Here is a 21,733-nt window from a genome sequence, read left to right as displayed (position 1 = left end):
GGCGAGGGCATTAAGCGTCCAGGGTTGTGTCTGACGCCAGCAAACATCACGTTGCGGATTTTAGGTGCTGGCGGCGAGGGCGAGTGCTTGCAGCCAGCCCAAAAACGCTGCGGCGCCGGGTTTTTCCAGCGTGCGCGGCGGGTAAACCACGTAGTAGGGTTTGCTGAGCGGCAGCGCCGGTTCGGCCAGGGTGACCAGCCGGCCTTCCGCCAGTTCACGGGCGATCAGCCGCCGCTGGCCGAGCAGCACCCCGCGCCCTTGCACGGCGGCGTCGATAGCCAGCGAAGTCAGGTTATAGGTCAGCCCGCGCCGCGCCGGCGGCATTCGATCGGCGGCGGTGAACCACTCGTGCCAGCCCGGCAGAAACTGGCTCTCCTTGCCCCAGTCGACGTGGATCAGCGGTAGCTGCGTCCAGTCGCCGCGATCGCGCAGCGCCGGGCTGCACACCGGCTGCACCCGATCCTGAAACAGCCGCACCTTTTCCAGCAGCGGATAGTCCTGATCGCCGAAGCACAGGGCGAAGTCCGCCGCCGAATGGGCGAAATCGACCGCCGCATGGGTCGCGTGCAGCCGCAGATCGCCGTCGGGGCACTGCGCCAGCCAGTCGCCCAGCGCCGGGTTCAGCCACTTGGAGGCCAACGCCGGCAGGGCGAATACCGTCAGCGCCTGTTTGCCGCGCTGGCGCTCGACGTGCTGCTGCGCCACGCGCAGCGTTTCGAACGCCTCCTGCACGTAGGCCAGGTAGTCCGCGCCCTGTTCGGTCAGCGTGACGCCGCTTTTGGCGCGGATGAACAGCGTGATCCCCAGATGTTGCTCCAGCTGGCGGATCTGCTGGCTGACGGCGGCGGCGGTCAGCGCCAGCGTATCCGCCGCGCGGGCCAGGCTGCCGGTGCGGGCGGCGGTTTCGAACGCCAGAATGGCGCTCAGCTTGGGCAAGCGCGCACGGGACGGTGAGTGCATGAGCAGGGCTTATCGCTAAGAATTCGTTAGCTTATCCATAACGTATTTTTGTTATGGCGGCAATGCGGCATTCGCTACAGTGGGAGGCATCCGGCTTTCGCACACGAGGGGAACGTCATGCCGCAACTTGCCGATATTATCGATCTGTCAGCCCACCCCATCGACGACGCCGCGTTCCGCGTCCGCTGCCGGCAAACGCTGGCGCGCGCCGGCGCGCTGGTGCTGCCGGGATTTCTGCGCGAAGCCGCGCTGGCGACGGTGCGGCTGGAAGGCGCCGAACAGCACCATGCGGCGTTTTACGCCACCAGCAAACACAACGTGTATCTACGGCCACAGGACGACGCGCTGCCGGCCGACCATGCGCGCAACCGGCTGGTGGTGTCGTCCAAGGGCTGTATTACCGACGAGGATATTCCGCCGCAGTCGCCGCTGCGCGCGTTGTACGACGCTCCGGCGTTTCGCGCGTTCCTGTGCGCGGTGCTGGATGAGGCGCAGCTGTATCCCTACGCCGATCGGCTGTCGTCGATCAACCTGCATTACGCCCACACCGGCCAGGAGCTTGGCTGGCATTTTGACAACTCCTCGTTCGCCATCACGCTCCTGATCCAGAAACCGCAGGCGGGTGGGCGCTTCGAATACGTGGAGAACCTGCGCGACGCCGATCGCGGCGAGATGAACTATGCCGGGGTCACGCAGGTGCTGGACGGCGAGCGGGCGGTCAAACAGCTGGCGATGGAGGAGGGGGATTTGGTGCTGTTTCGCGGGCGCAACGCCATGCACCGGGTGACGCCGACCGAAGGCGACACCACGCGCATGCTGGTGGTGCTGGCCTACAATGCGCAGCCGGACGTGATGCTGTCGGAAAGCGCTAGAATGACGTTCTACGGGCGGTTATAGCGGATAAAAAAACCGCCCCGGAGGGCGGTTTGTCGATTCAGTGCGGGTTCTGCTCTTCGTGAGCCTGCTGTTCCAGCTTCACTTCCTGCGCGCGTTTGCGCAGGCCGAACCAGCCCAGCGTCAGCAGCACCGCCAACACAGGAATGGTGGCGATGGTCCAGGTGCCGTTCGGGTAGTCGAAGGCCATCATTACCACCACGATCAGCAGGAACGCCAGCGTTAGCCACGAAGTGAACGGCGCGCCCGGCATTCTGAACGACACCGGCTGAGCGCGGCCTTCGCGCACGGCTTTGCGCAGGCGCATCTGGCAAACGATGATAAACGCCCAGGAGGCGATGATGCCCAGCGAGGCGATGTTCAGCACGATCTCGAACACCTGCGACGGCACCAGGTAGTTGAGCACCACGCCGATCACGTAGATGCCGCAGGTGACCAGGATGCCGGCGTAAGGCACCTGCTGGCTGCTCATTTTGGCCATCAGCTTCGGCGCGGAGCCGCCCATCGCCAGCGAACGCAGGATGCGGCCGGTGGAGTAGAGGCCGGAGTTGAGGCTGGACAGCGCGGCGGTCAACACCACGATGTTCATGATGGTGCCGATGTAAGGCACGCCCAGCTTGCTGAAGAAGGTGACGAACGGGCTTTGGCCGGCCTGATAGGCGTTCCACGGCAGCAGCAGCACCAGCAGCACCACGGAGCCGACGTAGAACAGACCGATACGCCAGATCACGCTATTGATCGCTTTGGGCATCATTTTGGCCGGATCTTTACACTCGCCGGCGGCGGTGCCGATAAGCTCGATGCCGGCGAAGGCGAAGATCACCCCTTGCACCAACACCAGCGCAGGCAGCAGGCCGTGCGGGAACATGCCGCCGTTTTCGGTGATCAGGTGCATGCCGGTGGTGTGGCCGGCCACCGGCGTGCCGGTACCGAGGAAGACGACGCCGACAATCAGGAACAGCGCGATGGCGGCGACCTTGATCAGCGCGAACCAGAACTCCATCTCGGCGAACCACTTCACGCCGATCATGTTCATGGTGGCGACGATGCCGAGCGCGCCGAGGGCGAACAGCCACTGCGGCACGTCGGCGAAGGTGCCCCAATAGTGCATGTACAGCGCCACGGCGGTGATGTCGACGATGCCGGTCATCGCCCAGTTGAGGAAATACATCCAACCGGCAACGTAAGAGGCTTTTTCACCGAGGAACTCGCGAGCGTAAGAAACGAAGCTGCCGCTGGAAGGGCGATGCAGCACCAGTTCGCCCAGCGCGCGCAGGATGAAGAAAGAGAAGATCCCGCACACCAGATAGACCAGCGCCAGCGCCGGCCCGGCCAGTTCGAGACGGCCGCCGGTACCGAGGAACAAGCCGGTGCCGATGGAGCCGCCGATGGCGATCATTTGGATTTGCCGGTTGCCCATGCTTTTGTGATAACCGGATTCATGAGAGTCTAGCCAGCGTCTTCTGGCGGCGTGTTTTTCATCCGCAGACTGTTTTTGTGAGTGCATTATCCGTCCTGTTTACCTGTCTATGTTAACCCTGCTCTTAGCGAGAGCAAACGATTGCTATGACCAATCGTCATGAGAATGAGGTCGTGGCATCATTCCGCTGTTTATTGTGTATACAGCCATCATTAAAATAACGGCGAAGCATGCTACCTTTTCTCCGTAATGGTGGCAAAAAATACTGTGCATAAAACGTGAACAAGTGTGTTTATTTTTTAATCCAAATATAAAAGGATATATTATTCAAAAAGATGTGATGTTTTATCAAGACGGAAATATCGAGGAATAAAAAGTGATTAAAATCACAAAATAATAATTACCGTGCAAATTACAGGGTGTTGTTCTTATATTTCGCGGTGAGAAATAAGGGGAAAGGAAATGGCGACCCGCGCAGAAAATGGCATCAGCAGCGGGTCGGTGGGCGCGTAACGAGTCTTAGGCCGATTCGCTGGCCGGCAGAGCCGATGCGGGCAGGCCGAACAGCTTGTCGAATGCCCAATTGAACACGAAGGTATAACAGGGAATGATGACGATCAACGCCATATCCAGCAGCAGCGCCTGCCACAGCGTGATGCCCATCCACCAGGCGATCAGCGGGATCAGATACACTACCAGCGTCAACTGAAAGCCGACGGCGTGCAAAATGCGGCGTTTGAGCGTGCGGGCGCGCGACACCTGGCGGCTTTCCCACCACTCGAATACATAGTTGTAAATAAAGTTCCAGCTTACCGCGATGGTGGTGATCACCACTGCCAGCGGCCCGGTGCTGCTTGGCGCATGGCCCGACAGCAGCGCCAGCCCCAACGCTGAGATCGCCATGCCGATGATTTCATAAGCGGTGACATACACCAGTTTGCGTTTGACGCCTTGCATCGTTTTCTCCCGATCTGTTTTTAGTTGCCTCTGTGGCGACGGCGGCTAAGATAACGTCAATCACATTGATAGAAAAAGTCAGGAGTTGTCAGTTAATCTGACAGGTTGAACAATGAATTTTTCCAGCGACAACATCGAACTGTTTTTGGCGGTGCTCGATCGCGGCTCGTTTTCCGCCGCCGCCCGCGCGCTGCGGCGCGTGCCCTCCGCCGTCAGCATGGCCATCGCCAACATGGAGGCGGAACTCGGTTTCGCCTTGTTCGACCGTTCTCACCGTGAACCGACGCCGACCGCGCTGGCGTTGGCCCTGGCGCCGCACGCCCGCCTGATCGCCGGGCAGCTCAAGCAGCTGCAGGTGCATGCCATCGAACTGTCCCAGGGGCTGGAGAGCCGGCTTTCGATCGGCGTGGCGTCGGATATCAACGGCGCCGGCCTGCTGGCGGCGGTGAAAACGCTGTCGCAGCGTTATCCGCTGCTGAACATCGAAGTGCTCAGCGCGCCGCAGGACGACGTGTTGCACATGCTGCACGAGGGGCGCATCGGCGTTTGTCTGGCGTTCGGCGGGCTGAACGTCAACAGCGCGGAACAGTTCCACTTCGTGGGCGCGGAATCGCTGGTGGCGATGCTGTCGCCGCAGCACCCGGCGCTGGACGGCGCGGCGGGCGAGCTGTTTCTCGAAGATCTGGTCAACGTGCGGCAGATCATGGTGGCCAGTCGCGATCTGCCGATCGGCGATCTGCGTCCCCAGGTGGCGGAGGCTTACTGGCGCACCGACAGCCTGCCGATGGCGCTGAACATGGTGGAAGCGGGTCTGGGGTGGGGCAATTTTCCGCTGTCGTTGGCCGAGCCGCTGCTGGCGCAGGGGCGGTTGGTGCGGCTGAAGTTCAAAAACACCAAGAACGAGCTGCGCTTGCCGATGCATTTGATCTGGCTTAAGAATCGTCCGTTGGACAAAGCGGCGCGCGAACTGGTCGCGCTGATGCGCGAGGCGCCGCAGGAAAGCTGACGCCCGCTGTGTTTGCTTACTCCGGGTGGCGTTTACGCCACCAGAAACGCACCAGCAGGATGGCGGCGATCGCCAGCGCGACAAACAGCAGGCTGGAGAGCTTTTTGTCGAAGCCGGTAACGAAGCGTTCGAGCGCCTGGCCGCCAAAATAACCGAGCATGACGAAGATCGTCGCCCATAAAATGGCGCCGAGGATGTTCAACGGCACGAAGCGCGACGGCGGCAGACGGCTGGCGCCGATCAACACCGGGCCGATGATGCGGAAACCGTACATGAAACGCACCCCGATAACGAACAGCATCGGGTGGCGGGCGATCAGCCTTCTGGCGCGCGCGATGCGCTTTTCCTGTCCCTTGAGCCGCGAGATGACGCGGCCTTCAAACCGGCGGCCGGCGAAGTACAGCAACTGGTCTCCCATCATGCCGCCCAGCGCCACCACTGCGATCACCCACGGCCAGTGCAACAGCCCTTCATGAGCGGCGATGCCGCCCAGCAGCGTGATGGTTTCCCCTTCCGCCAGGCAGCCGATAAACAACGCCCAGTAACCGTAGTCCGTAATATAGTGGGCTAAATCGGTCATTCCTTACTCCTTATGTGGCTGACGCATAAGGGCAAGTATACGCCCGATTGCTAACCTTGGGCGATCTGGGCCACCAACGCTCTGCGCCGCTGAAGGCTCTCCGCCATCTGCGCCTGTACCCTGGCGTAAATGTGCGGCGGGGCCAGTTCCGGCGTGCCGCCCTCGAACGGCGGCGCCGGGGCGTATTCCAGATAGAGCTGGATCATTTGGGCGGTCTCTTCGCCGTGCAGTTCGGCGATCAGCGCCAGCGCGAAATCGATGCCGGCGGTGACGCCGCCGCCGCTGATCACATTGCCGTCGCGCTCCACGCGCGCTGAGCTCGGCACGGCGCCGAACAGCTTCAGGCTGTCGCGCATCGACCAGTGGCAGGCGGCGCGTTTGCCTTGCAGCAGACCGGCGGCGGCCAGGATCAGCGAACCGGTGCACACCGAGGTCAGGTAGCGGGCATCGGCGCCCAGCCGACGGATCTGCTGCATGAAGGCCTCATCTTGCAGCGCCTGGGTGCAGCCGCTGCCGCCCGGCACGCACAGCACGTCGCAGCGCGCGATCTCCGGCAGCGGGCGCAGCTGGGTGAAGTGCAAGCCTTCCGACTCGACATCCGCGCCGTCTACCGAGGCGACGATGATTTCCGCGCCCGGCATGCGGCGCAGGAACTGCAAGGGGCCCGTGAAGTCGAGCTGGGTGACGCCTTGATAGATGGGAAATACAATCACGAGTGATTCAGACATGATATTCGCCTCATTTTTATCGTTGGACCTGGGTCATAATAGCCGCCCTATTTTTGGCTGATATGACAGATAACCCTCAAAAAGCGCCATCATGAAAACGATCGGTTTTGTGGTTTTTCCCGGTTTTAACCTGCTGGACTTTGCCGGGCCGCTGGCGGCGTTCGATAACGTCAGCCAGTTCACCGACCCGCCGGCCTACCGCTGTGTGGCGATCTCGCCGCAGGGCGGCATGGTCGCCAGCTCGGCCGGGGTGGAAATCGCCACGCAGCCGTGCGGCGACGAGCGTTTCGATACGTTGGTGGTGGCCGGCGGCAGCGGCAACGTGATGGCGGCGCAATCACCGGCGCTGGCGGCGTTCCTGGCCAACCAAAGCCGACGAGCGCGGCGCATCGCCAGCGTATGTACCGGCGCGTTTATTCTGGCGGCCTGCGGGCTGCTGGACGGCAAGCGCGCCACCACTCACTGGTATCACGCGGCGCGGCTGCAGCAGAACTACCCGCGCATTCGCGTCGACAGCAACCGTATCTTCATTCGCGACGGGGATATCTGGACCTCGGCCGGCATCAGCGCCGGCATCGATCTGGCGTTGGCGCTGATCGAAGACGATCTGGGCGCCACCCTGGCGGCGGCCGTGGCGCGGCAGCTGGTGGTCTATCACCGCCGCCCCGGCGGGCAGTCGCAGTACTCACTGCTGCTGGCGCTGAATCCGTCGTCGGATCGCATGCGCACCGCGCTGTCGTACGCGCGCGAGCATTTGCATCTGCCGCTGTCGGTGGCGGATCTGGCCGACGCCGCCTGCCTGAGCGAGCGGCAATTCGGCCGGCTGTTCCGCGCCGAAACCGGGCAGACGCCGGCCAAGGTGATCGAGCAACTGAGGGTAGAGGCGGCCAGAGGGCGTATTGAAGAGAGCGCCGAACCGCTGGAGGCGATCGCCCGCTCGGTGGGGTTCAGCGATCCGGAGCGTATGAGGCGGGCGTTTATCCGCGTATTTGGCCTGTCGCCGCAGGCGATCCGCCGGCTTGGCCGCGCGGGATAACTTTTTTGCCACGCCTGGCGGCGGGGCGCATCAGAGGAGCAACGGATGTATCAGGATTTTGAGAGCGAATTGAGCTGGGCGATGCGCCATATGCCGCGCACCCGGGCGGCGGTAGCGGCGTTGCCGGACCTGCACGGGGTGCGGTTGGCGTGCAATATGCACCTGGATCTGAAAATGGCGCCGCTGGTGGCCGGCCTGCTGGACAAGGGCGCGGCGATCTTTCTGACCACCTGCAACCCCACCACGGTACAGAACGACGTGGTGGCCTGGCTGGAACGGCGGGGCGCGCAGGCTTACGCCTGGCGCGATATGAGCGCCGGCGAATGGTCGGAATCTTTCGATCGCGCGCTGGCCTGGCGGCCGACTCACCTGTGCGAAATGGGAGCGGATCTGACCACCCGTCTGCACCAGTCGCCGAACGGCCCGCAGATCGTCGCCGGGCTGGAGGCCACCGGTTCAGGCATCAGCCGGTTGAACGGCGTGGCGCCGCGCTACCCGATCTTCAATTGGGACGATCTGCCGGTGAAAGAAGGGTTGCATAACCGGCACATGGTTGGGCTGACCGCCTGGCATACCTTCTTCCAGACCACCCATTTGACGCTGCACGAGAAGCGCGTGCTGGTGATCGGTTACGGCCTGGTCGGGCAGGGCACGGCGGCCGCGGCCAGAGCCTACGGCGGCCAGGTGATGGTGGCGGAAATCGATCCGGCGCGTGCGCTGCAGGCGCGTTATGACGGCTGGCAGGTGGTGGATCTGGCGAGCGCGGTCGCGCAGGCGGACGTTATCGCCACCGCGACCGGCGCGAAAAACGTGCTCTCGGCGCAGCATCTGCAACAGGCGCAGGACGGCGTATTTATCCTCAACGTCGGCCACGTGGCCGAAGAGATCGATGTCGGCTTCCTCAAGAGCCTGCCGCACCACGAGCCGATGCCTTATGTGAATGCTTACCAACTGAATGAAAAGACGGTCTATTTGCTGGCCAATGGCTCGATGTTCAACCTGACCGCCGGCTATGGCGACAGCCTTAACGCTTTCGACGTCACGCTGGCGGTGATGGCGGCCGGCATCGGCCATATCGTCGGCGCGGGAGCGCGGCAAACGCCGGGGCTGTACCTGTTGCCGCAGTCGGCGTGGCAGCCGGCACTGTAACTTTTTCCCCGCGGGCGTTCATCCCAGAGCGCCCGCGGGCTGTACCGATTTTCGGCCGACAGAATTTGTCACAAATCCGCCATACAATCCCAGTGCCAAGCGCTGAACCCTCACATATAATTCGCTGAATTCAAGCCCCCATTTCAGAGTAATGCCTGTGAAAATACGTGTTTTGGTTCTGACTCTGCTCGCTTTGCAGGCGGGCGCAGGCTTTGCGCCGCGCGCGCTGGCCAGCGACAACGCCGCCGCCGTGCACGCCACCCAGCCGGAGCTGGCTTCCGGCAGCGCGATGGTCGTCGATATGCAAACCCATAAGGTGATGTACGCGCGCAACCCGGATGAGGTGGTGCCGATCGCCTCGATCACCAAGCTGATGACCGCTATGGTCACGCTGGACGCGCACCTGCCGCTCGACGAGATGCTGTCGGTGGACATCCACCAGACGCCGGAGATGAAAGGGGTGTATTCGCGGGTGCGGCTGAACAGCGAAATCAGCCGCAAGGATATGCTGCTGCTGGCGCTGATGTCGTCGGAAAACCGCGCGGCCGCCAGCCTGGCGCACCACTATCCGGGCGGCTACAACGCCTTCATCAAAGCGATGAACGCCAAGGCCAGGGCGCTCGGCATGACCAATACCCATTATGTGGAACCGACTGGGCTCTCTATTCATAACGTGTCGACGGCGCGCGATTTGACCAAACTGCTGATCGCCACCAAGCAATATCCGTTGATCGGCCAGCTCAGCACCACCACCGAACGCATGGCCAGCTTCAAGGATCCCAACTACACGCTGCCGTTCCGCAACACCAACCACCTGGTGTACAACCCGAAATGGAACATTCAACTGACCAAGACCGGCTTCACCAACCAGGCGGGGCACTGCCTGGCGATGCGTACCGTGATCGGCAACCGCTCGGTGTCGCTGGTGGTGCTGGACGCCTTCGGCAAATACACCCACTTCGCCGACGCCAACCGTCTGCGCAGCTGGATTGAAACCGGCAAGGTGACGCCGATCCCGGCCGCCGCCCGTGACTATCGCCGCCAAAAAGACGCCCGTCTGGCGAAGAACGACAGCGAATAACCCGCCTGGCGGTCCGCCCGTTTGCGGCGGGCCGCTATCGGCCCTCGGGCCGTCTGATGACAAATCCCCGCTCGCGATCGCCGTCGAAGCCCGCTTTCAGGTAGAGCTGGTGCGCGCCGGTGCGTTGCTGCCCCGACAACAGCATCACCTTGTAACAGCCTTTGCGCCAGGCCAGCTGCAGCGCGTATTCGATCATGGCGAGCGCTACGCCGTGGCCGCGGTAGGGCTCCGCCGTCACCACGTGTTCGATGACGCCGAACGGCTGCGCCTGATGCGCCAGCCCTGGGATCAGCGCCAGCATGCAGGTGGCGATCGGGTGTTCTTCTTTCGCCGCCACCACCAGACGGATCGCCGGATCGTCCAACAGGCGTTGCAGGGTACGGCGCGCATCGTCGGCGCGCAGCGGCGCGTCCTGCGGGCGCAGCTCGCGATACAAGGCTAACAGGCCGTTGAGATCGTCCGGCTGCGCCAGGCGATGAATGATGCTCATGGTTGCTCCTTTCCGCCGCTTCAACGGTAATCCGCTATCCTCCATTAATACCACAACGTTTGCCGGAGGGGATGTTATGAGTCAGGTTTCGACCTTTGTCATGTTCCAGGGAGAGGCGCAGCGGGCGATCGATCTCTACAGCCAGGTGTTCGAGCGTTTTCGGCTCATGCAGGTGCAGCATTACGATCCGACGCCGGACGGCCGGCGGTTGATCAAGCATGCGTCCATCGATTTTGATCGGCAGAACCTGGTGTTTACCGATAGCCCGATCAGCCATGACTTCAGCTTTACCCCGGCGGTGTCGCTGTTCATCAACCTGCCTAACGAAGAAGCGTTGGAGCGGGCGTTCCACCGGCTGGCGGAGGGCGGCAAGGTGCTGATGCCGCTTGATGACTATGGCTTCAGCGCCCGTTTCGGCTGGCTCAACGATCGTTTCGGCCTTTCCTGGCAGCTCAATGTGCCGGCGGGCGATCTGCCCTGAGCTCAGCGCGCGGCGTGCAAAAGGGATGGTAGCGCCTACTGTTGTTTCATATGCTTATCGGCATGGCGGCAGGGCTCTCTGCCGTGGGCAATACCGATAACATCATGGAAAGGTGCGCTTTGATTGATTTTGACCGCTATGTTGAGCAAGCGAAGTCTTACGGCGAGTGGCCGGGCGGGCATGTGGACATGTCGTCCGGTTGCGTCGAGGGGTTGAGCTATCGCCTGTATCGGCACACTGCCGAGAGTGAAGACGCGATCGTGATTTATCACGGCGGCGGGGTGAACAGCGCCGCCGGGTATGACGTTCTTGCGCGCCAGCTGGCCGCCGAGCCGACGCTCGCGGTGTGTCTGGTGGATATCCGCGGACATGGCGATTCCACGGGAGAGCGGGGGACGGTTGAGCGGCCTGAGCGTATTTGGCGCGATGTCGATGTCATCCTGGCGGAAATGCGCCGCCGGTTTCCGTTGGCGCGCAGGCACCTGCTGGGCCATTCGAGCGGCGCCGGCATGTTGCTCAACTACCTGACCCGTTACCCTGGCGAACAGCAGGCGGACAGCCTGATCATGCTGGCGCCCGAGCTGGGGCCATTTTCCGGGATGGCCCGCGATCTGGCGGCGACGGCCCGTTTTGCGCAGGTGCGACAATGGCCGTTTGTCGCCAATGCGCTCAGCGGCGGGCGCTGGTTTGGGCACGTTCGGGCGGTCAGCCTGAATTTTCCCCCGGCTGTGCTGGCCGCCGCCCCCGATTTTGTCTGCCAATACAGCGTCAATATGGCTAACGCGTTGACGCCTCGCGCCCCGGCCAGGCAACTGGCGGCGCTGCGATTACCGACCTTGCTGCTGGCGGCAGCGCAGGATGAGTTGTTCAATGCGCAAGCGATGCAGCGCTTCGTCGAACAGCATGGCAACGCCCAAACCGCCTTTGGTTTGCTTGAAGGCAGCACGCATTTATCGTGCGTATTTGATGCCCATCGCCTTGTCCTTCAACATATCTCGCGTGCGGCCGCTACCGGATCCGATGAGGGGCCGGCGGGGGAGGGGGCTTAACGTCGGCGCGGGGCGGCCATTGCTGGCCTGGCGTTTTCCTCTCTCATCCTATATCCCTGCATGGCGCTTAACCGCTATGCTAAACAAATAATAAATGTGAATGTAAAAGGATGAATCATTTTGGCAGGAAGTAGCTTACTCACTCTCATCGACGACATCGCCTCATTGCTGGACGATGTCTCTTTAATGAGCAAGATGGCGGCGAAAAAAACCGCCGGGGTGCTGGGGGACGATCTGGCGCTCAACGCGCAGCAGGTCACCGGCGTTAAAGCCGACCGCGAGCTGCCGGTGGTGTGGAGCGTCGCCAAAGGCTCGCTGATCAACAAGGCGATCCTGGTGCCGTTGGCGCTGCTGATCAGCGCCTTCGCGCCCTGGGCGATTACGCCGCTGCTGATGGTGGGCGGCGCCTACCTGTGTTACGAAGGGTTCGAAAAGGTGTTCCACAGCCTGAGCCCCGGCAAGGCGGCGCAGGAGGAGGCATCGGACGGGCCCGGCGCCAATGAGGACGCCGCGGCCTATGAAAAACGCAAGGTGAAGGGGGCGATACGCACCGATTTTGTGCTGTCCGCCGAGATTATCGCCATCACCTTGGGCACGGTCGCCGGCGCCACCTTCAGCCAGCAGGTGATCGTCTTGTGCGGCATCGCCGTCGTGATGACGCTCGGTGTGTACGGCATTGTCGCCGGCATCGTCCGCCTGGACGATCTGGGGCTGTATCTGAGCCGCAAACGCAGCGCGGTGGCGCGCTCCCTCGGCGGCGGCATCGTGCGCGCCGCGCCTTATTTGATGAAAACGCTGTCGATCGTCGGCACTGTCGCCATGTTTATGGTCGGTGGCGGTATTCTGACCCACGGTTTGCCGCCGGTGCATCATCTGTTCGAAGACTGGGCCTCGTACACCACTGTGGTGCCGACGTTTGGCCATCTTTTGCAGGGGGTGATCCCGGCGCTGTTGAACGTGGCGTTCGGGCTGGTGGCCGGCGGTGTCGTGCTGGCGGTGGTGTCGGCGCTGGGCGCCGTGCGCGCGCGTTTCAAGGCTTGATGAAAAGTCTCGCCCCGGGAGGGGCGGGACGTATCAGACGAATTAAAAGATCAGTTTGAGAACGCCGGTAATCGTCAACAAACCCACGATGAAGATGATGGCGACAATCCACAGAATAATTTTCATTGGCTTCTTCCTTACCGGTTAAAGGTGGGGCGCGATTGGCGCTAACTTAATGAAATCATTCTTCACTATAGACGCTATCTCTCTATCGTGCGTCGTCATGCCTTCACGGGCGGCGCTTGTCGCCCGCGCCCAGCGCGCGCTGCATAATCTGCGTGTCGCGCCATTCCCCCAGCTTGAACCCCACCGCTTTTAACGTCCCTGCACTGGTGAAGCCGAGTGACTGATGCAAGGCCAATGAGCTGCGGTTGGCGGCGGAATCGCCGACGATCGCCAGCATCTGGCGCCAGGGGCCTTGTTCGCAGCGGACGATCAAGGCGCTCAGAAGCGCGCTGCCGATGCCTTTACCCTGTTGCCCTTCGGCGATGTACACCGAGTCTTCCACGGTAAAGCGGTAAGCCGGCCGGGGGCGATAAGGCGTGGCATAACAGTAACCCACAATGACGCCTGCGCTTTTCGCCACCAGCCAGGGCAGGCCGGCCTCCCGCACCTTGCTCAGGCGCAGCTGCATTTCCGCCAGCGTCGGCGGCTGCTCTTCAAATGAGGCCGCGCCGTACAGCACGTGCTGGGTGTAAATACGCAGCACGGCGGCCATATCGTCCGGTGTGGCGTCAAGAAGGCTGAGTGCGGGGGCGGAGAGCGTTGTCACGTGTCTGTTTACCTTGAAAATCAGCGGATAAACGCCATTATGCGCGCCGCTTGCCGCCGGGATAAATCGGGTTTTCTTATGGTGGGATAAGAAAAGGCGATGATGAGCGGGAAGGGGCTCTTTGGGGAGAGCCCCTGTGGCGCTGCGCCTGGTATTACCAGCCTTTCACCGCGCCGCCGTTGAAGATTTTCTCGGCGGCCTTGGCGACTTCGTCCGACTCATAGGCCTTGATGAAGTTCTGCACGTTCGGCGCGTCCTTGTTGTCTTCGCGCGTGACGATGATGTTGGTGTACGGCGAGTCTTTATCTTCGATGAAGATGCCGTCTTTGGTCGGCGACAGGCCGGTTTGGTTGATGTAGGTGGTGCTGATGACGGCGACGGTGACCTTCGGATCGTCCAGCACATGCGGCAACTGCGCGCCTTCCAGCTCCATGATCTGGTAATGATGTGGGTTGGCGCTGATATCCAGCGCGGTAGGCAGCAACCCTTTGCCAGGCTTCAGGCTAATCAGCCCGGTTTTTTCCAGCAGCAGCAGGGCGCGTCCCAGGTTGGTCGGATCGAGCGGAATGGCGATCACCGCCCCGTCCGGCAGCTCTTTCAGCGATTTTATCTTTTTGGAGTAGCCGGCCATCGGGAAGACGAAGGTATTGCCGACCGCCACCAGCTTATAGCCGTGATCTTTGTTTTGCTGTTCGAGGAACGGGCGGTGCTGGAACACATTGGCGTCCAGTTCGCCTTTGTCGGTGGCGTCGTTCGGCAGCAGCGAACCGCTGAAACCGACCAGCTCGACGTCCAGCCCGTATTTCTCTTTCGCCACCTGCCTGGCGACTTCCGCCACGTCCTGTTCCGCGCCGTTGATGACGCCGACTTTGATATGGTTTTGGTCGGTTTTTTGATCGCAGCCCTGAAGCGCCAAGACGGCGGCGAAGGCCGCCGCCAGAGGGGTGATACGCCAGCGTAAGGTCATCGAACTCTCCCTGAAAAGAACAATAAAATCAGTTGGTTTTTGTTCTTACAGCTAAGCCTGAACCGCCGATGAAGTCAAACGCTCGTTCAGCATAAACGGCTATAGCTTATAGCCGTTATGCGATGGGGGATTATCGGCTGAGCGAACGCAGCACCACGATGCCCGGCGTGGCCATCACGTAATCCATAAAGGGTGAATCGACGACCTGCATGTTGGCCTTGCGCGATGAGGCGTTGCGCAGCACCGGGCCGTTGTCGGTCATGACGAAGATGCCGGTATGGGTCACGTCCAGCCCGGCGAGGTTGGTGTAAATGCCGATGTAGTCGCCGGTGCGCAGCTGGGCCAGCACCTTGTCGTCGACGCGGTCGCTGGGAATGTAGGTCACGCTGCGCTGCACGACGGGCAAGCCGGGCAGGTAGCTGCCGCCGTCGGCTTTCTGATTGAGGTTTTTCACGAGGCTGACGGCGTGCGGGCTGAGCTGGGCGGTGATGTCTTCGGCCACTTTTTTCGGCCGCTGCGCCCAGTCGGTGAAGAAGTGTTTGCGCTGCGGGAAGGCGATTTTGCCGTCGACATAGCGGATGTCCACCAGGCGCTGAACGAACTCGGCTTCGCTGCGGGCGGTGCTGAGCGCTTCGACATAATCGATGTAGGTGAAGCAATCCAGCCCGCGGAAGTCGATCACCAACTGCTCGGGCGTGTTCTGCGAACCGATCAGGCGGTTGGCGAGATAGGGCGTGCCGAGGAATTCGCGCGAAATCAAATCGACGGTGCGGCCATGCGGCTGCGCGGCGGGCCAACCGGCGCGCAGTGCGAGGATCTCACGCAGCTTGCTGCGGGTGCTGTCATCCATCTGCGGTTGCAGGTTCGGCGGCGAAACGGCGGCGTCGGTCGGCGGCGTTGCGGGGGGGACGGCGGTGGGGCGATCGGCGCATCCGCTCATGGCGATAGCTAACATCAGTAAAACAGCCTTGTTCTTGTTCATACGGCCCTCCATGGGTGTCGCTGGTTTATCAGAGTAAGTGATAACAGTTCTCATCCGATGGTAGGGGTTAAAAAGTAAACATAACCTCAATGGCAATCGATAAATCAGTAACCGATTTCGCTATTGAACGGCAAATACCAGAACAGCGCGATTTCGTGATCGGCGATCTCCGGTTCGGCGCGGTACAGCAAGCGATCGATGCCGCCGAGGATAAACCCATAGTGCTGGTAGCAGCGGCAGGCCGCCAGGTTGTTGTTCTGCGTTTCGAGCATCATACCTGAGGTTTCCTGCTGCCGCGCCCACTGTTTGGCGCAGTCCAGCAGCGCCCCGGCGATGCCTTGGCGGCGCGCGTCAGCGCTGACGGCGATCTCGTCGATCAGGGTGTAGCCGTTCCAGTTTTTGCTCAGCGTGATGTGGCCAACGGCGTCGTTCTGGCGATAAGCCAGGAAGGTCACGCTGTCTTCGTTGGCGAACGGCGCCAGGGGATAGCGTTTGCGAAACGGCGCCACCGGGCGGGTTGGCCAGCTGTCCACCGGGCTGTCGAACTGCGGCAGGGCGTAACAGGCGATGGTGAAGCTGAAATCGCCGCGGGCCAGATAATCGTCGGGCAACGTCTCAATGGCCGCGATGCGGATGGCCGGGTTCATTACGGCAGCTCCCGCAGCAGACGCGCCGGGTTGCCGGCGTAGATCCCCTTGCGGGTGATGTCGCGGGTCACGACCGCCCCGGCGCCGATCACCGCGTCGCTACAGATCGTCACCGCCAGGATCGTGGCGCCGGAACCGATGGACACCCGATCGCCGATGCAGGTGCGCCCCCAGCTGGCCGGATCGGCGTTGGGCGCGCCGTCTTTGAACAGATCGTTGGCGAAGGTGACGCCGTGGCCGACAAAGCACGCTTCGCCGAGGGTAACGTATTCGCAGATAAAGCTGTGCGACTGAATTTTACTGCGCGCGCCGATGCTGACGTGGCGCTGGATCTCGACGAACGGGCCGACGAAGACATCGTCGCCGAGCCGGCAGCCGTAAAGATTGCAGGGTTCTACCACGGTGACGTTGCGCCCGGCGTCGACGTCGACGATCCCCGCCTGGCGGGTGATGATAGCGGATGACATAACCTTCCTCACAGCCTGGGTTTAATGGGGGGAGTATAAGACAAAGCGCCGCGCCTTTCGCTTTCCGCACGTTTTTTCGCCAAAAGACTATAATTAGTACAGGGGAGAGAGCCCCGTGGCCGCAATCCTCGCACGGGTAGCTGTCCGTCAGAGGTGTGAAATTCGTTCGCCGATCGCGGCCTACGGCGAGATAGGAGGTGTCTCATGGTCAGTCATGTTTGGGGACTTCTGGCGCATCCCAGCGCCGAGTTCGAACAGATCAAAAGCGAGAATGAAAGCGTCTCGCACCTATACACCCATCACGTGTTGCTCTTGGCAGCAATCCCGGTGGTCTGCGCCTTTATCGGCACCACCCAGTTGGGCTGGCTCTCCGGCGAGGGACATGCCATCAGGCTCGACATGTTTACCGCGTTTTATACCGCCGTGGCGTTCTACCTGCTGATGCTGGCAGGCGTAGCGGCCATGGGGAAAGTCATTCACTGGATGGCGCGGCGTTATGAATCGCGCCCAAGCCTGCACCGCTGCATGGTGTTCGCCGGCTACGTGGCGACCCCGATGTTCCTCAGCGGGGTAGTGGCGCTTTATCCGGTCGTCTGGCTGTGTCTGTTTGTCGGCATTATCGGCCTGTGCTATTCGGGCTATCTGCTGAATCTGGGGATCCCGCACTTCCTGAATATCGACAGTAAGGAAGGGTTCATCTTCTCCAGCTCGACCTTCGCCATCGGCATTCTGTTGCTCGAGCTGCTGCTTGGGGTGACGGTGCTGCTGTGGGGGTACGGTTCCTGGTTGTTCTGAGTTAACGGTTGTTGTTATCGCCCCCGCGCCGGTGGAACGGCGCGGGGGCTTTTGTTTTTAGGCTAGGCGCGGCGGAAAACCAGCATCACGCCGAGCACGATGCCCGCCATGCCCAGCAGGCTCAGCGCGGCCAGCGCGTGGCCGAGCAGCAGATAATCTAGCAGGGCGGTGACCGCCGGGATCAGGTAGAACAGGCTGGTCACCTGCACCAGGTTGCCGCGCTGGATCAGCCGATACAGCAAGAACGTCGCCAGCACCGAGATCACCACCGCCATCCACAGCAGCGGCAGCACGAACTCAGGCCGCCATTCGACCCGCAGCGGCTCAAACGGCAGCGCCAACGCACACATCAACAGCCCGACGGCATACTGCAGCGGCAACACCGCCAGCGGCGGCTGCGTCATGCCCTTTTGCAGCAGGGTGCCGGCGGTCATGCAGCCCAAGGCGATAAAGGCGAACAGCATGCCGCTCAGCGAGAAATGGGCCACCATCAGGCTTTGGTACACCACCAGCGTCAGCCCCGCCAACGCCAGCGCCAACCCGAGCGCGCGCAGCCCGGCGCAGCGCCGTTCGGTAATGAACTGGGTCAGGATCGGCTGTACGCCAAGCAGCGTGGCCAGCACGCCGGGGGTAATGCCCCGTTCGAGGGCCAGCAGATAGCAGATCTGATAGCTGCCGATCATCAGCACGCCGATCAACGCGACGCGCCGACGGGTGCCGGCGGCGGGCAGGCACTGGCGCTGCCACAGGCCGATGGCCAACAGCACCGCCAGCGCGATGGCGCAGCGGAAGAACAGAAAAGCGAAGGCGGAGGCGTGCTCCAACCCCCAACGGGAGAAGATCGCGCCGCTGCTCCAAAGCAGGACGAACAGCGTAGCCAGGCCGGCATTGGCCCAGAGAGAAGGTAATCGCATATCAATTTCACCTGTCGTGAAAATTACAGGCTCCGGCGCGCGCGGCGGTCTACGCCTGAACGCAATAAATCAACATAAGCCGGAGGTAAAAGTCGGTGTGGCTTAGCGCACGACCACAAGGCGTGGCGGGTAAGCGGCAACCGCGGAAACGACAGAGAAAACGGCGGGTGGAGCGGAGGAAGCACACAGCAAAACGACGGCCGGAACGGTCGCGTTTGTCGGATCTGTGCTGTGCGCCAGGTAGGTCATGTGAGTTCCTGAAAACCGTGAATGAAACCAATCGCTTCAAACATAGCCAAGTTCAGCGGGGCGCGCAACCGAAAATCACAGAGGCTTAAACGATAATGAAAATCATTATCATTAAATTGAAGGTGTGCTATGTTGCTGCAAAAACGCAGTTTTAACGCCAGCGCGAGGCGCAAGGGGGTAGGCTCCCCGCCGCCGTTTCCCGTCATGCGTGCGGCGAGAGACTTTACGATTCGTTTTTGCAGAGGGCGCGCATTCGTGATAAAAATATTGATATGTTATAATATAACAATTAACGCATGATGAATTCAGCTCACGACATCCTCCATGTTGATGGGGTTAGCCTGACCGGCCACGGCGGGGCCTCGATACTCTACAACATCCATTTCACGCTGCGCGCCGGTGAGAAGCTGGCGGTGATCGGCCCTAACGGCAGCGGCAAATCCAGCCTGTTGCGCACGCTGATCGGCGAAACGCGGCCGGACAGCGGCGAGATTTACTGGCGAGGGCGCGCTTTGTCCGGCTTGTCGGCGGCGGAACGCGCCAGAAGCATCGCCTTTCTGGCGCAAAACGATCTGCCGGATTTGCGGCTGTCGCTGGAGGACTATGTGGCGTTAGGGCGTTTGCCGCATGGCGAACGGCCCGCGGCGGGAAAACGCATCGTTGACGAGATCATCGGGGAAACCGGCCTGGCGCCGCTCAGGCACCATCCGTTGGGGCGGCTCTCGGGCGGCCAGCGTCAGCGCGCTGCGTTGGCCCGGGCGTTGGCGCAGACTCCCGACCTGTTGTTGTTGGATGAGCCGACCAATCACCTCGATCCTCCCGGGCGTTCGGCGCTGCTGTCGTTAGTAAAACATAAAGCCATCGCCGTGATTGCGGTGCTGCATGACCTGCCCGTGGCGGAGGCGTTCGCCGATCGGATCCTGGTGCTCAACGAAAGCCGCCAGGTGGCCTGCGGCTCGCCCGCGGCGGTGTTGCAAACCCCGGTAATTCTGCCGGTGTTCGGCATGCACAGTTTCAGCGTGGCGCATCCCGTCAGCGGGAAAACGCTGCGTATTTTTGAAGTTCCCCATTGCGCTTGATAAACCAGAGAGAAACATGAACATACGCGTATTCCCCTTGCTCCTGCTGTTGGCCGGCGGAGCGGCAGCGGCTGAAAAATTTCCCGTCACCGTAGAAAGCTGCGGGAAGCCGATCACCTTCAATCAGGCGCCGCAGCGCGCCGTCATCAACGACATCAATATGGCCGAGATGGCCTTTGCGCTTCATCTGCAGGATCGGATCGTCGGGCTGACCGGCATCACCGGCTGGTACAAATTGACGCCTGATTTCAAGGCGGCGATGGGCGCCATTCCCGAACTGGCGCCGAAGTATCCCGCTCTGGAAACGTTGCTGGCGGCGCAGCCGGACTTTTTCTTCGCCGGCTGGAATTACGGCATGAAGATCGGCGGCGACGTCACGCCGGAGACGCTCGCGCCGTTCGGCATCAAAACGCTGGTGCTGAGCGAGAGCTGCGTACAGGCCGGCGGCCGGCCGCAGAAGGCCGATATGAACCTGCTGTATGACGATGAGCTGAAGCTCGGCAAGATTTTCGGCAAGCAGCGAGAGGCCGCCGAGCTGGTTGAGGGCTGGCGCCGCCGGTTAGCCGCGCTGCCCGCCAGACCGGCGGGGCAGGCGCCGCTCAAGGTGTTCGTGTATGACTCGGGAGAAGAGAAGCCTTTTACCAGCGGTAAATACGCCATGCCGACGGCGATTGTCGAAGCGGCGGGCGGCCGCAACGTGATGGACGGTTTGGCGGCGAGCTGGACGACGGCATCTTGGGAGGCGGTGGCGGCGGCGGAACCCGACTTCATCATTCTGCTGGATTATCAGACCGGGTCAGGCGCCGAGGCGCTGCGGCGTTTCCTCGAGTCTCATCCGTTGATGAAGTTGACGCCTGCGGTACGGCACCATCGTTATCTGAAACTGCAGTATGCGGAGCTGACGCCGGGGCCAGCCAACATCGGCGCGGTGGAAAAGTTGGCGCGGGCGCTGTACGCGCCGGAGGCTGAATGAACTCGCCGACACGGCGGTTTATGGTGCTCGCGCCGCTGGCGCTGTTGACGTTGTGCGGATTAATGGTCTGGAGCCTGCAATTGGGCAGCGTCGCGCTGTCATGGCGGCAGGCGTTGGCGGCGTTAGGGATAGGTTCGGCGCCGCTTTCCGGCATGCTGGACACTATCGTCGTGCAACTGCGCGTGCCTCGGGCCTTGTTGGCGGCGTTGACCGGCGCCGGGCTGGCGATGACCGGCGCGCTGCTGCAGACCACCACCCGCAATGAGCTGGCCGATCCTTTTTTGTTTGGGCTCTCCTCCGGCGCCGCCGCCGGCGCGGTGCTGGTCATCACGCGCTTCGGCGATGCGCTGGGCGCGCTGACGTTGCCGCTGTCCGCTTTCGTCGGCGGCATTCTGTCCGCGTTGGCGGTGATGATCCTGTTTCGCGTCAGCCGGGTCAGGCGCGCCGAGCAGCTTATCGTCTGCGGCCTGGCGGTCTCATTTTTGTTCAGCGCGCTCACCAGCTATCTGGTCTTTTCCGGCGATCAGCGGGCGGCCGGTTCAGTGTTGTTCTGGTCGCTGGGCGGCTTGGGGTTGGCGCGTTGGGATAATCTGTTCATTCCGCTGGTGAGTTTCGCGCTGCTGGCCGGATTTACGGCGCTGCGTTGGCGGGCGCTGGACGCGCTGCTGGCGGGCGAGCAAACCGCCCATTCGATGGGAGTCAACGTGGCGCGCCTGCGCACCGAGACCTTTCTGTGCTGCGCATTGTCTACGGCGTTTCTCGTTTCGCTGACGGGCGTGATCGGTTTTGTCGGGCTGATGGTGCCTTATCTGGCCCGGCGCCTGGTAGGTGTGCGCCACCGCTTGTCCGTGCCGATGTGCGGCCTGCTGGGGGCGATGCTGCTGACCGGCGGCGACATGCTCAGCCGCAGCCTGATCCCCAATCAGGAGCTGCCCATCGGCATCATTACGGCGGGGCTGGGGGGCGCGTTCATCGTCTCCTTGCTGTTGCGCGCGGAGCGGTGAACGCCGCCCTGT

General features: G+C 61.9%; 25 protein-coding genes. 12 read left to right on the top strand and 13 right to left on the bottom strand.

The window, feature by feature from the left end; genetic code table 11:
• Positions 1-60 precede the first annotated feature (60 nt).
• Positions 61-960, bottom strand: coding sequence for a LysR substrate-binding domain-containing protein (locus tag J0X03_RS17215; RefSeq protein WP_069100572.1), 900 nt, complete (start codon positions 958-960; stop codon positions 61-63).
• A gap of 117 nt (positions 961-1,077) precedes the next feature.
• On the opposite strand from J0X03_RS17215, the gene J0X03_RS17210 reads away from it, so the two are divergent.
• Positions 1,078-1,857: a HalD/BesD family halogenase gene (locus J0X03_RS17210; RefSeq protein ID WP_046686611.1), complete on the top strand. Its 780-nt coding sequence runs from the start codon at positions 1,078-1,080 to the stop codon at positions 1,855-1,857.
• Between the two features lie 37 nt (positions 1,858-1,894).
• Here J0X03_RS17210 and ansP read toward each other — a convergent pair whose 3' ends face one another.
• Together ansP and J0X03_RS17200 are read right to left on the bottom strand one after the other, a co-directional pair.
• Positions 1,895-3,361: an L-asparagine permease gene (ansP, locus tag J0X03_RS17205; RefSeq protein WP_033642262.1), complete on the bottom strand. Its 1,467-nt coding sequence runs from the start codon at positions 3,359-3,361 to the stop codon at positions 1,895-1,897.
• 432 nt (positions 3,362-3,793) lie between these two features.
• Positions 3,794-4,231, bottom strand: a complete 438-nt coding sequence (locus J0X03_RS17200) for a PACE efflux transporter (RefSeq protein ID WP_033642263.1) — start codon at positions 4,229-4,231, stop codon at positions 3,794-3,796.
• Positions 4,232-4,343: 112 nt separating this feature from the next.
• Between J0X03_RS17200 and J0X03_RS17195 the strand changes: the two genes are divergently transcribed.
• A complete protein-coding gene (locus J0X03_RS17195) occupies positions 4,344-5,237 on the top strand; it encodes a LysR family transcriptional regulator (RefSeq protein WP_033642264.1) in 894 nt (297 codons plus the stop codon).
• Positions 5,238-5,253: 16 nt separating this feature from the next.
• Here J0X03_RS17195 and J0X03_RS17190 read toward each other — a convergent pair whose 3' ends face one another.
• Together J0X03_RS17190 and J0X03_RS17185 are read right to left on the bottom strand one after the other, a co-directional pair.
• Positions 5,254-5,817 carry a DedA family protein gene (locus J0X03_RS17190; RefSeq protein WP_069100571.1) on the bottom strand — a complete coding sequence of 188 codons (564 nt, stop codon included), beginning with the start codon at positions 5,815-5,817 and terminating at the stop codon, positions 5,254-5,256.
• Positions 5,818-5,867: 50 nt separating this feature from the next.
• Positions 5,868-6,545: a DJ-1/PfpI family protein gene (locus J0X03_RS17185; protein WP_033652379.1), complete on the bottom strand. Its 678-nt coding sequence runs from the start codon at positions 6,543-6,545 to the stop codon at positions 5,868-5,870.
• A 91-nt stretch (positions 6,546-6,636) separates the two neighbouring features.
• Between J0X03_RS17185 and J0X03_RS17180 the strand changes: the two genes are divergently transcribed.
• The 3 genes from J0X03_RS17180 to pbpG all read left to right on the top strand — a co-directional run bounded on the left by J0X03_RS17180 (position 6,637) and on the right by pbpG (position 9,811).
• A complete protein-coding gene (locus J0X03_RS17180; protein WP_033642266.1) occupies positions 6,637-7,581 on the top strand; it encodes a GlxA family transcriptional regulator in 945 nt (314 codons plus the stop codon).
• 45 nt (positions 7,582-7,626) lie between these two features.
• The gene (locus J0X03_RS17175) at positions 7,627-8,730 is read left to right on the top strand and encodes an adenosylhomocysteinase (protein WP_072628133.1); all 1,104 of its coding nucleotides are present in this window, start codon (positions 7,627-7,629) and stop codon (positions 8,728-8,730) included.
• A gap of 151 nt (positions 8,731-8,881) precedes the next feature.
• On the top strand, positions 8,882-9,811 hold the full coding sequence (pbpG, locus tag J0X03_RS17170) for a D-alanyl-D-alanine endopeptidase (protein ID WP_099785302.1): 930 nt from the start codon (positions 8,882-8,884) through the stop codon (positions 9,809-9,811).
• A gap of 34 nt (positions 9,812-9,845) precedes the next feature.
• Here the strand turns inward: pbpG and J0X03_RS17165 are convergent, their stop codons facing one another.
• On the bottom strand, positions 9,846-10,301 hold the full coding sequence (locus tag J0X03_RS17165) for a GNAT family N-acetyltransferase (RefSeq protein WP_046686614.1): 456 nt from the start codon (positions 10,299-10,301) through the stop codon (positions 9,846-9,848).
• A gap of 76 nt (positions 10,302-10,377) precedes the next feature.
• Here J0X03_RS17165 and J0X03_RS17160 point away from each other — a divergent pair, with 76 nt between their 5' ends.
• The 3 genes from J0X03_RS17160 to J0X03_RS17150 all read left to right on the top strand — a co-directional run bounded on the left by J0X03_RS17160 (position 10,378) and on the right by J0X03_RS17150 (position 12,872).
• Entirely contained in the window at positions 10,378-10,782 is a 405-nt protein-coding gene (locus J0X03_RS17160; protein ID WP_033652382.1) for a VOC family protein, read from the top strand.
• Positions 10,783-10,901: 119 nt separating this feature from the next.
• Complete coding sequence (locus J0X03_RS17155; protein ID WP_230358652.1) at positions 10,902-11,831, top strand: alpha/beta fold hydrolase; 930 nt, start codon at positions 10,902-10,904, stop codon at positions 11,829-11,831.
• Between the two features lie 120 nt (positions 11,832-11,951).
• Complete coding sequence (locus J0X03_RS17150; protein WP_046686615.1) at positions 11,952-12,872, top strand: DUF808 domain-containing protein; 921 nt, start codon at positions 11,952-11,954, stop codon at positions 12,870-12,872.
• A gap of 42 nt (positions 12,873-12,914) precedes the next feature.
• Here J0X03_RS17150 and J0X03_RS24370 read toward each other — a convergent pair whose 3' ends face one another.
• The 6 genes from J0X03_RS24370 to J0X03_RS17125 form a co-directional block, all read right to left on the bottom strand.
• Entirely contained in the window at positions 12,915-12,998 is an 84-nt protein-coding gene (locus tag J0X03_RS24370; RefSeq protein ID WP_016928643.1) for a small membrane protein YohP, read from the bottom strand.
• 103 nt (positions 12,999-13,101) lie between these two features.
• Positions 13,102-13,590 carry a GNAT family N-acetyltransferase gene (locus J0X03_RS17145; protein ID WP_228287464.1) on the bottom strand — a complete coding sequence of 163 codons (489 nt, stop codon included), beginning with the start codon at positions 13,588-13,590 and terminating at the stop codon, positions 13,102-13,104.
• A 208-nt stretch (positions 13,591-13,798) separates the two neighbouring features.
• Positions 13,799-14,611, bottom strand: a complete 813-nt coding sequence (locus tag J0X03_RS17140) for a MetQ/NlpA family lipoprotein (RefSeq protein WP_033642272.1) — start codon at positions 14,609-14,611, stop codon at positions 13,799-13,801.
• Between the two features lie 130 nt (positions 14,612-14,741).
• On the bottom strand, positions 14,742-15,593 hold the full coding sequence (locus J0X03_RS17135) for a DUF1460 domain-containing protein (RefSeq protein WP_142002097.1): 852 nt from the start codon (positions 15,591-15,593) through the stop codon (positions 14,742-14,744).
• Between the two features lie 104 nt (positions 15,594-15,697).
• Positions 15,698-16,240 carry a GNAT family N-acetyltransferase gene (locus J0X03_RS17130; protein ID WP_033652386.1) on the bottom strand — a complete coding sequence of 181 codons (543 nt, stop codon included), beginning with the start codon at positions 16,238-16,240 and terminating at the stop codon, positions 15,698-15,700.
• Positions 16,240-16,707 (bottom strand): acyltransferase, encoded by a 468-nt coding sequence (locus tag J0X03_RS17125; RefSeq protein WP_033642275.1) that lies wholly within the window; start codon positions 16,705-16,707, stop codon positions 16,240-16,242. Before J0X03_RS17125 ends, J0X03_RS17130 begins: the two co-directional genes overlap by 1 nt.
• Before the next feature lie 204 nt (positions 16,708-16,911).
• On the opposite strand from J0X03_RS17125, the gene J0X03_RS17120 reads away from it, so the two are divergent.
• Positions 16,912-17,502 (top strand): Yip1 family protein, encoded by a 591-nt coding sequence (locus tag J0X03_RS17120; RefSeq protein ID WP_019453944.1) that lies wholly within the window; start codon positions 16,912-16,914, stop codon positions 17,500-17,502.
• Between the two features lie 62 nt (positions 17,503-17,564).
• Here the strand turns inward: J0X03_RS17120 and J0X03_RS17115 are convergent, their stop codons facing one another.
• A complete protein-coding gene (locus tag J0X03_RS17115; RefSeq protein WP_033642276.1) occupies positions 17,565-18,416 on the bottom strand; it encodes a DMT family transporter in 852 nt (283 codons plus the stop codon).
• A gap of 545 nt (positions 18,417-18,961) precedes the next feature.
• Here J0X03_RS17115 and J0X03_RS17110 point away from each other — a divergent pair.
• The 3 genes from J0X03_RS17110 to J0X03_RS17100 are packed head-to-tail and all read left to right on the top strand — an operon-like array spanning position 18,962 to position 21,721.
• Positions 18,962-19,744, top strand: coding sequence for an ABC transporter ATP-binding protein (locus J0X03_RS17110; protein WP_180995579.1), 783 nt, complete (start codon positions 18,962-18,964; stop codon positions 19,742-19,744).
• Positions 19,745-19,760: 16 nt separating this feature from the next.
• Positions 19,761-20,717: an ABC transporter substrate-binding protein gene (locus tag J0X03_RS17105; protein ID WP_047572261.1), complete on the top strand. Its 957-nt coding sequence runs from the start codon at positions 19,761-19,763 to the stop codon at positions 20,715-20,717.
• Positions 20,714-21,721 carry a FecCD family ABC transporter permease gene (locus tag J0X03_RS17100; protein WP_033652390.1) on the top strand — a complete coding sequence of 336 codons (1,008 nt, stop codon included), beginning with the start codon at positions 20,714-20,716 and terminating at the stop codon, positions 21,719-21,721. The genes J0X03_RS17105 and J0X03_RS17100 overlap by 4 nt, the downstream gene beginning before the upstream one ends.
• The last annotated feature ends 12 nt before the right edge of the window (positions 21,722-21,733 follow it).

This window comes from Serratia ureilytica, assembly GCF_017309605.1.
GTDB lineage: Bacteria > Pseudomonadota > Gammaproteobacteria > Enterobacterales > Enterobacteriaceae > Serratia > Serratia ureilytica.
The sequence above is the reverse complement of the archived record's forward strand: the minus strand, read 5'-3'. Positions and strand labels throughout refer to the sequence as shown.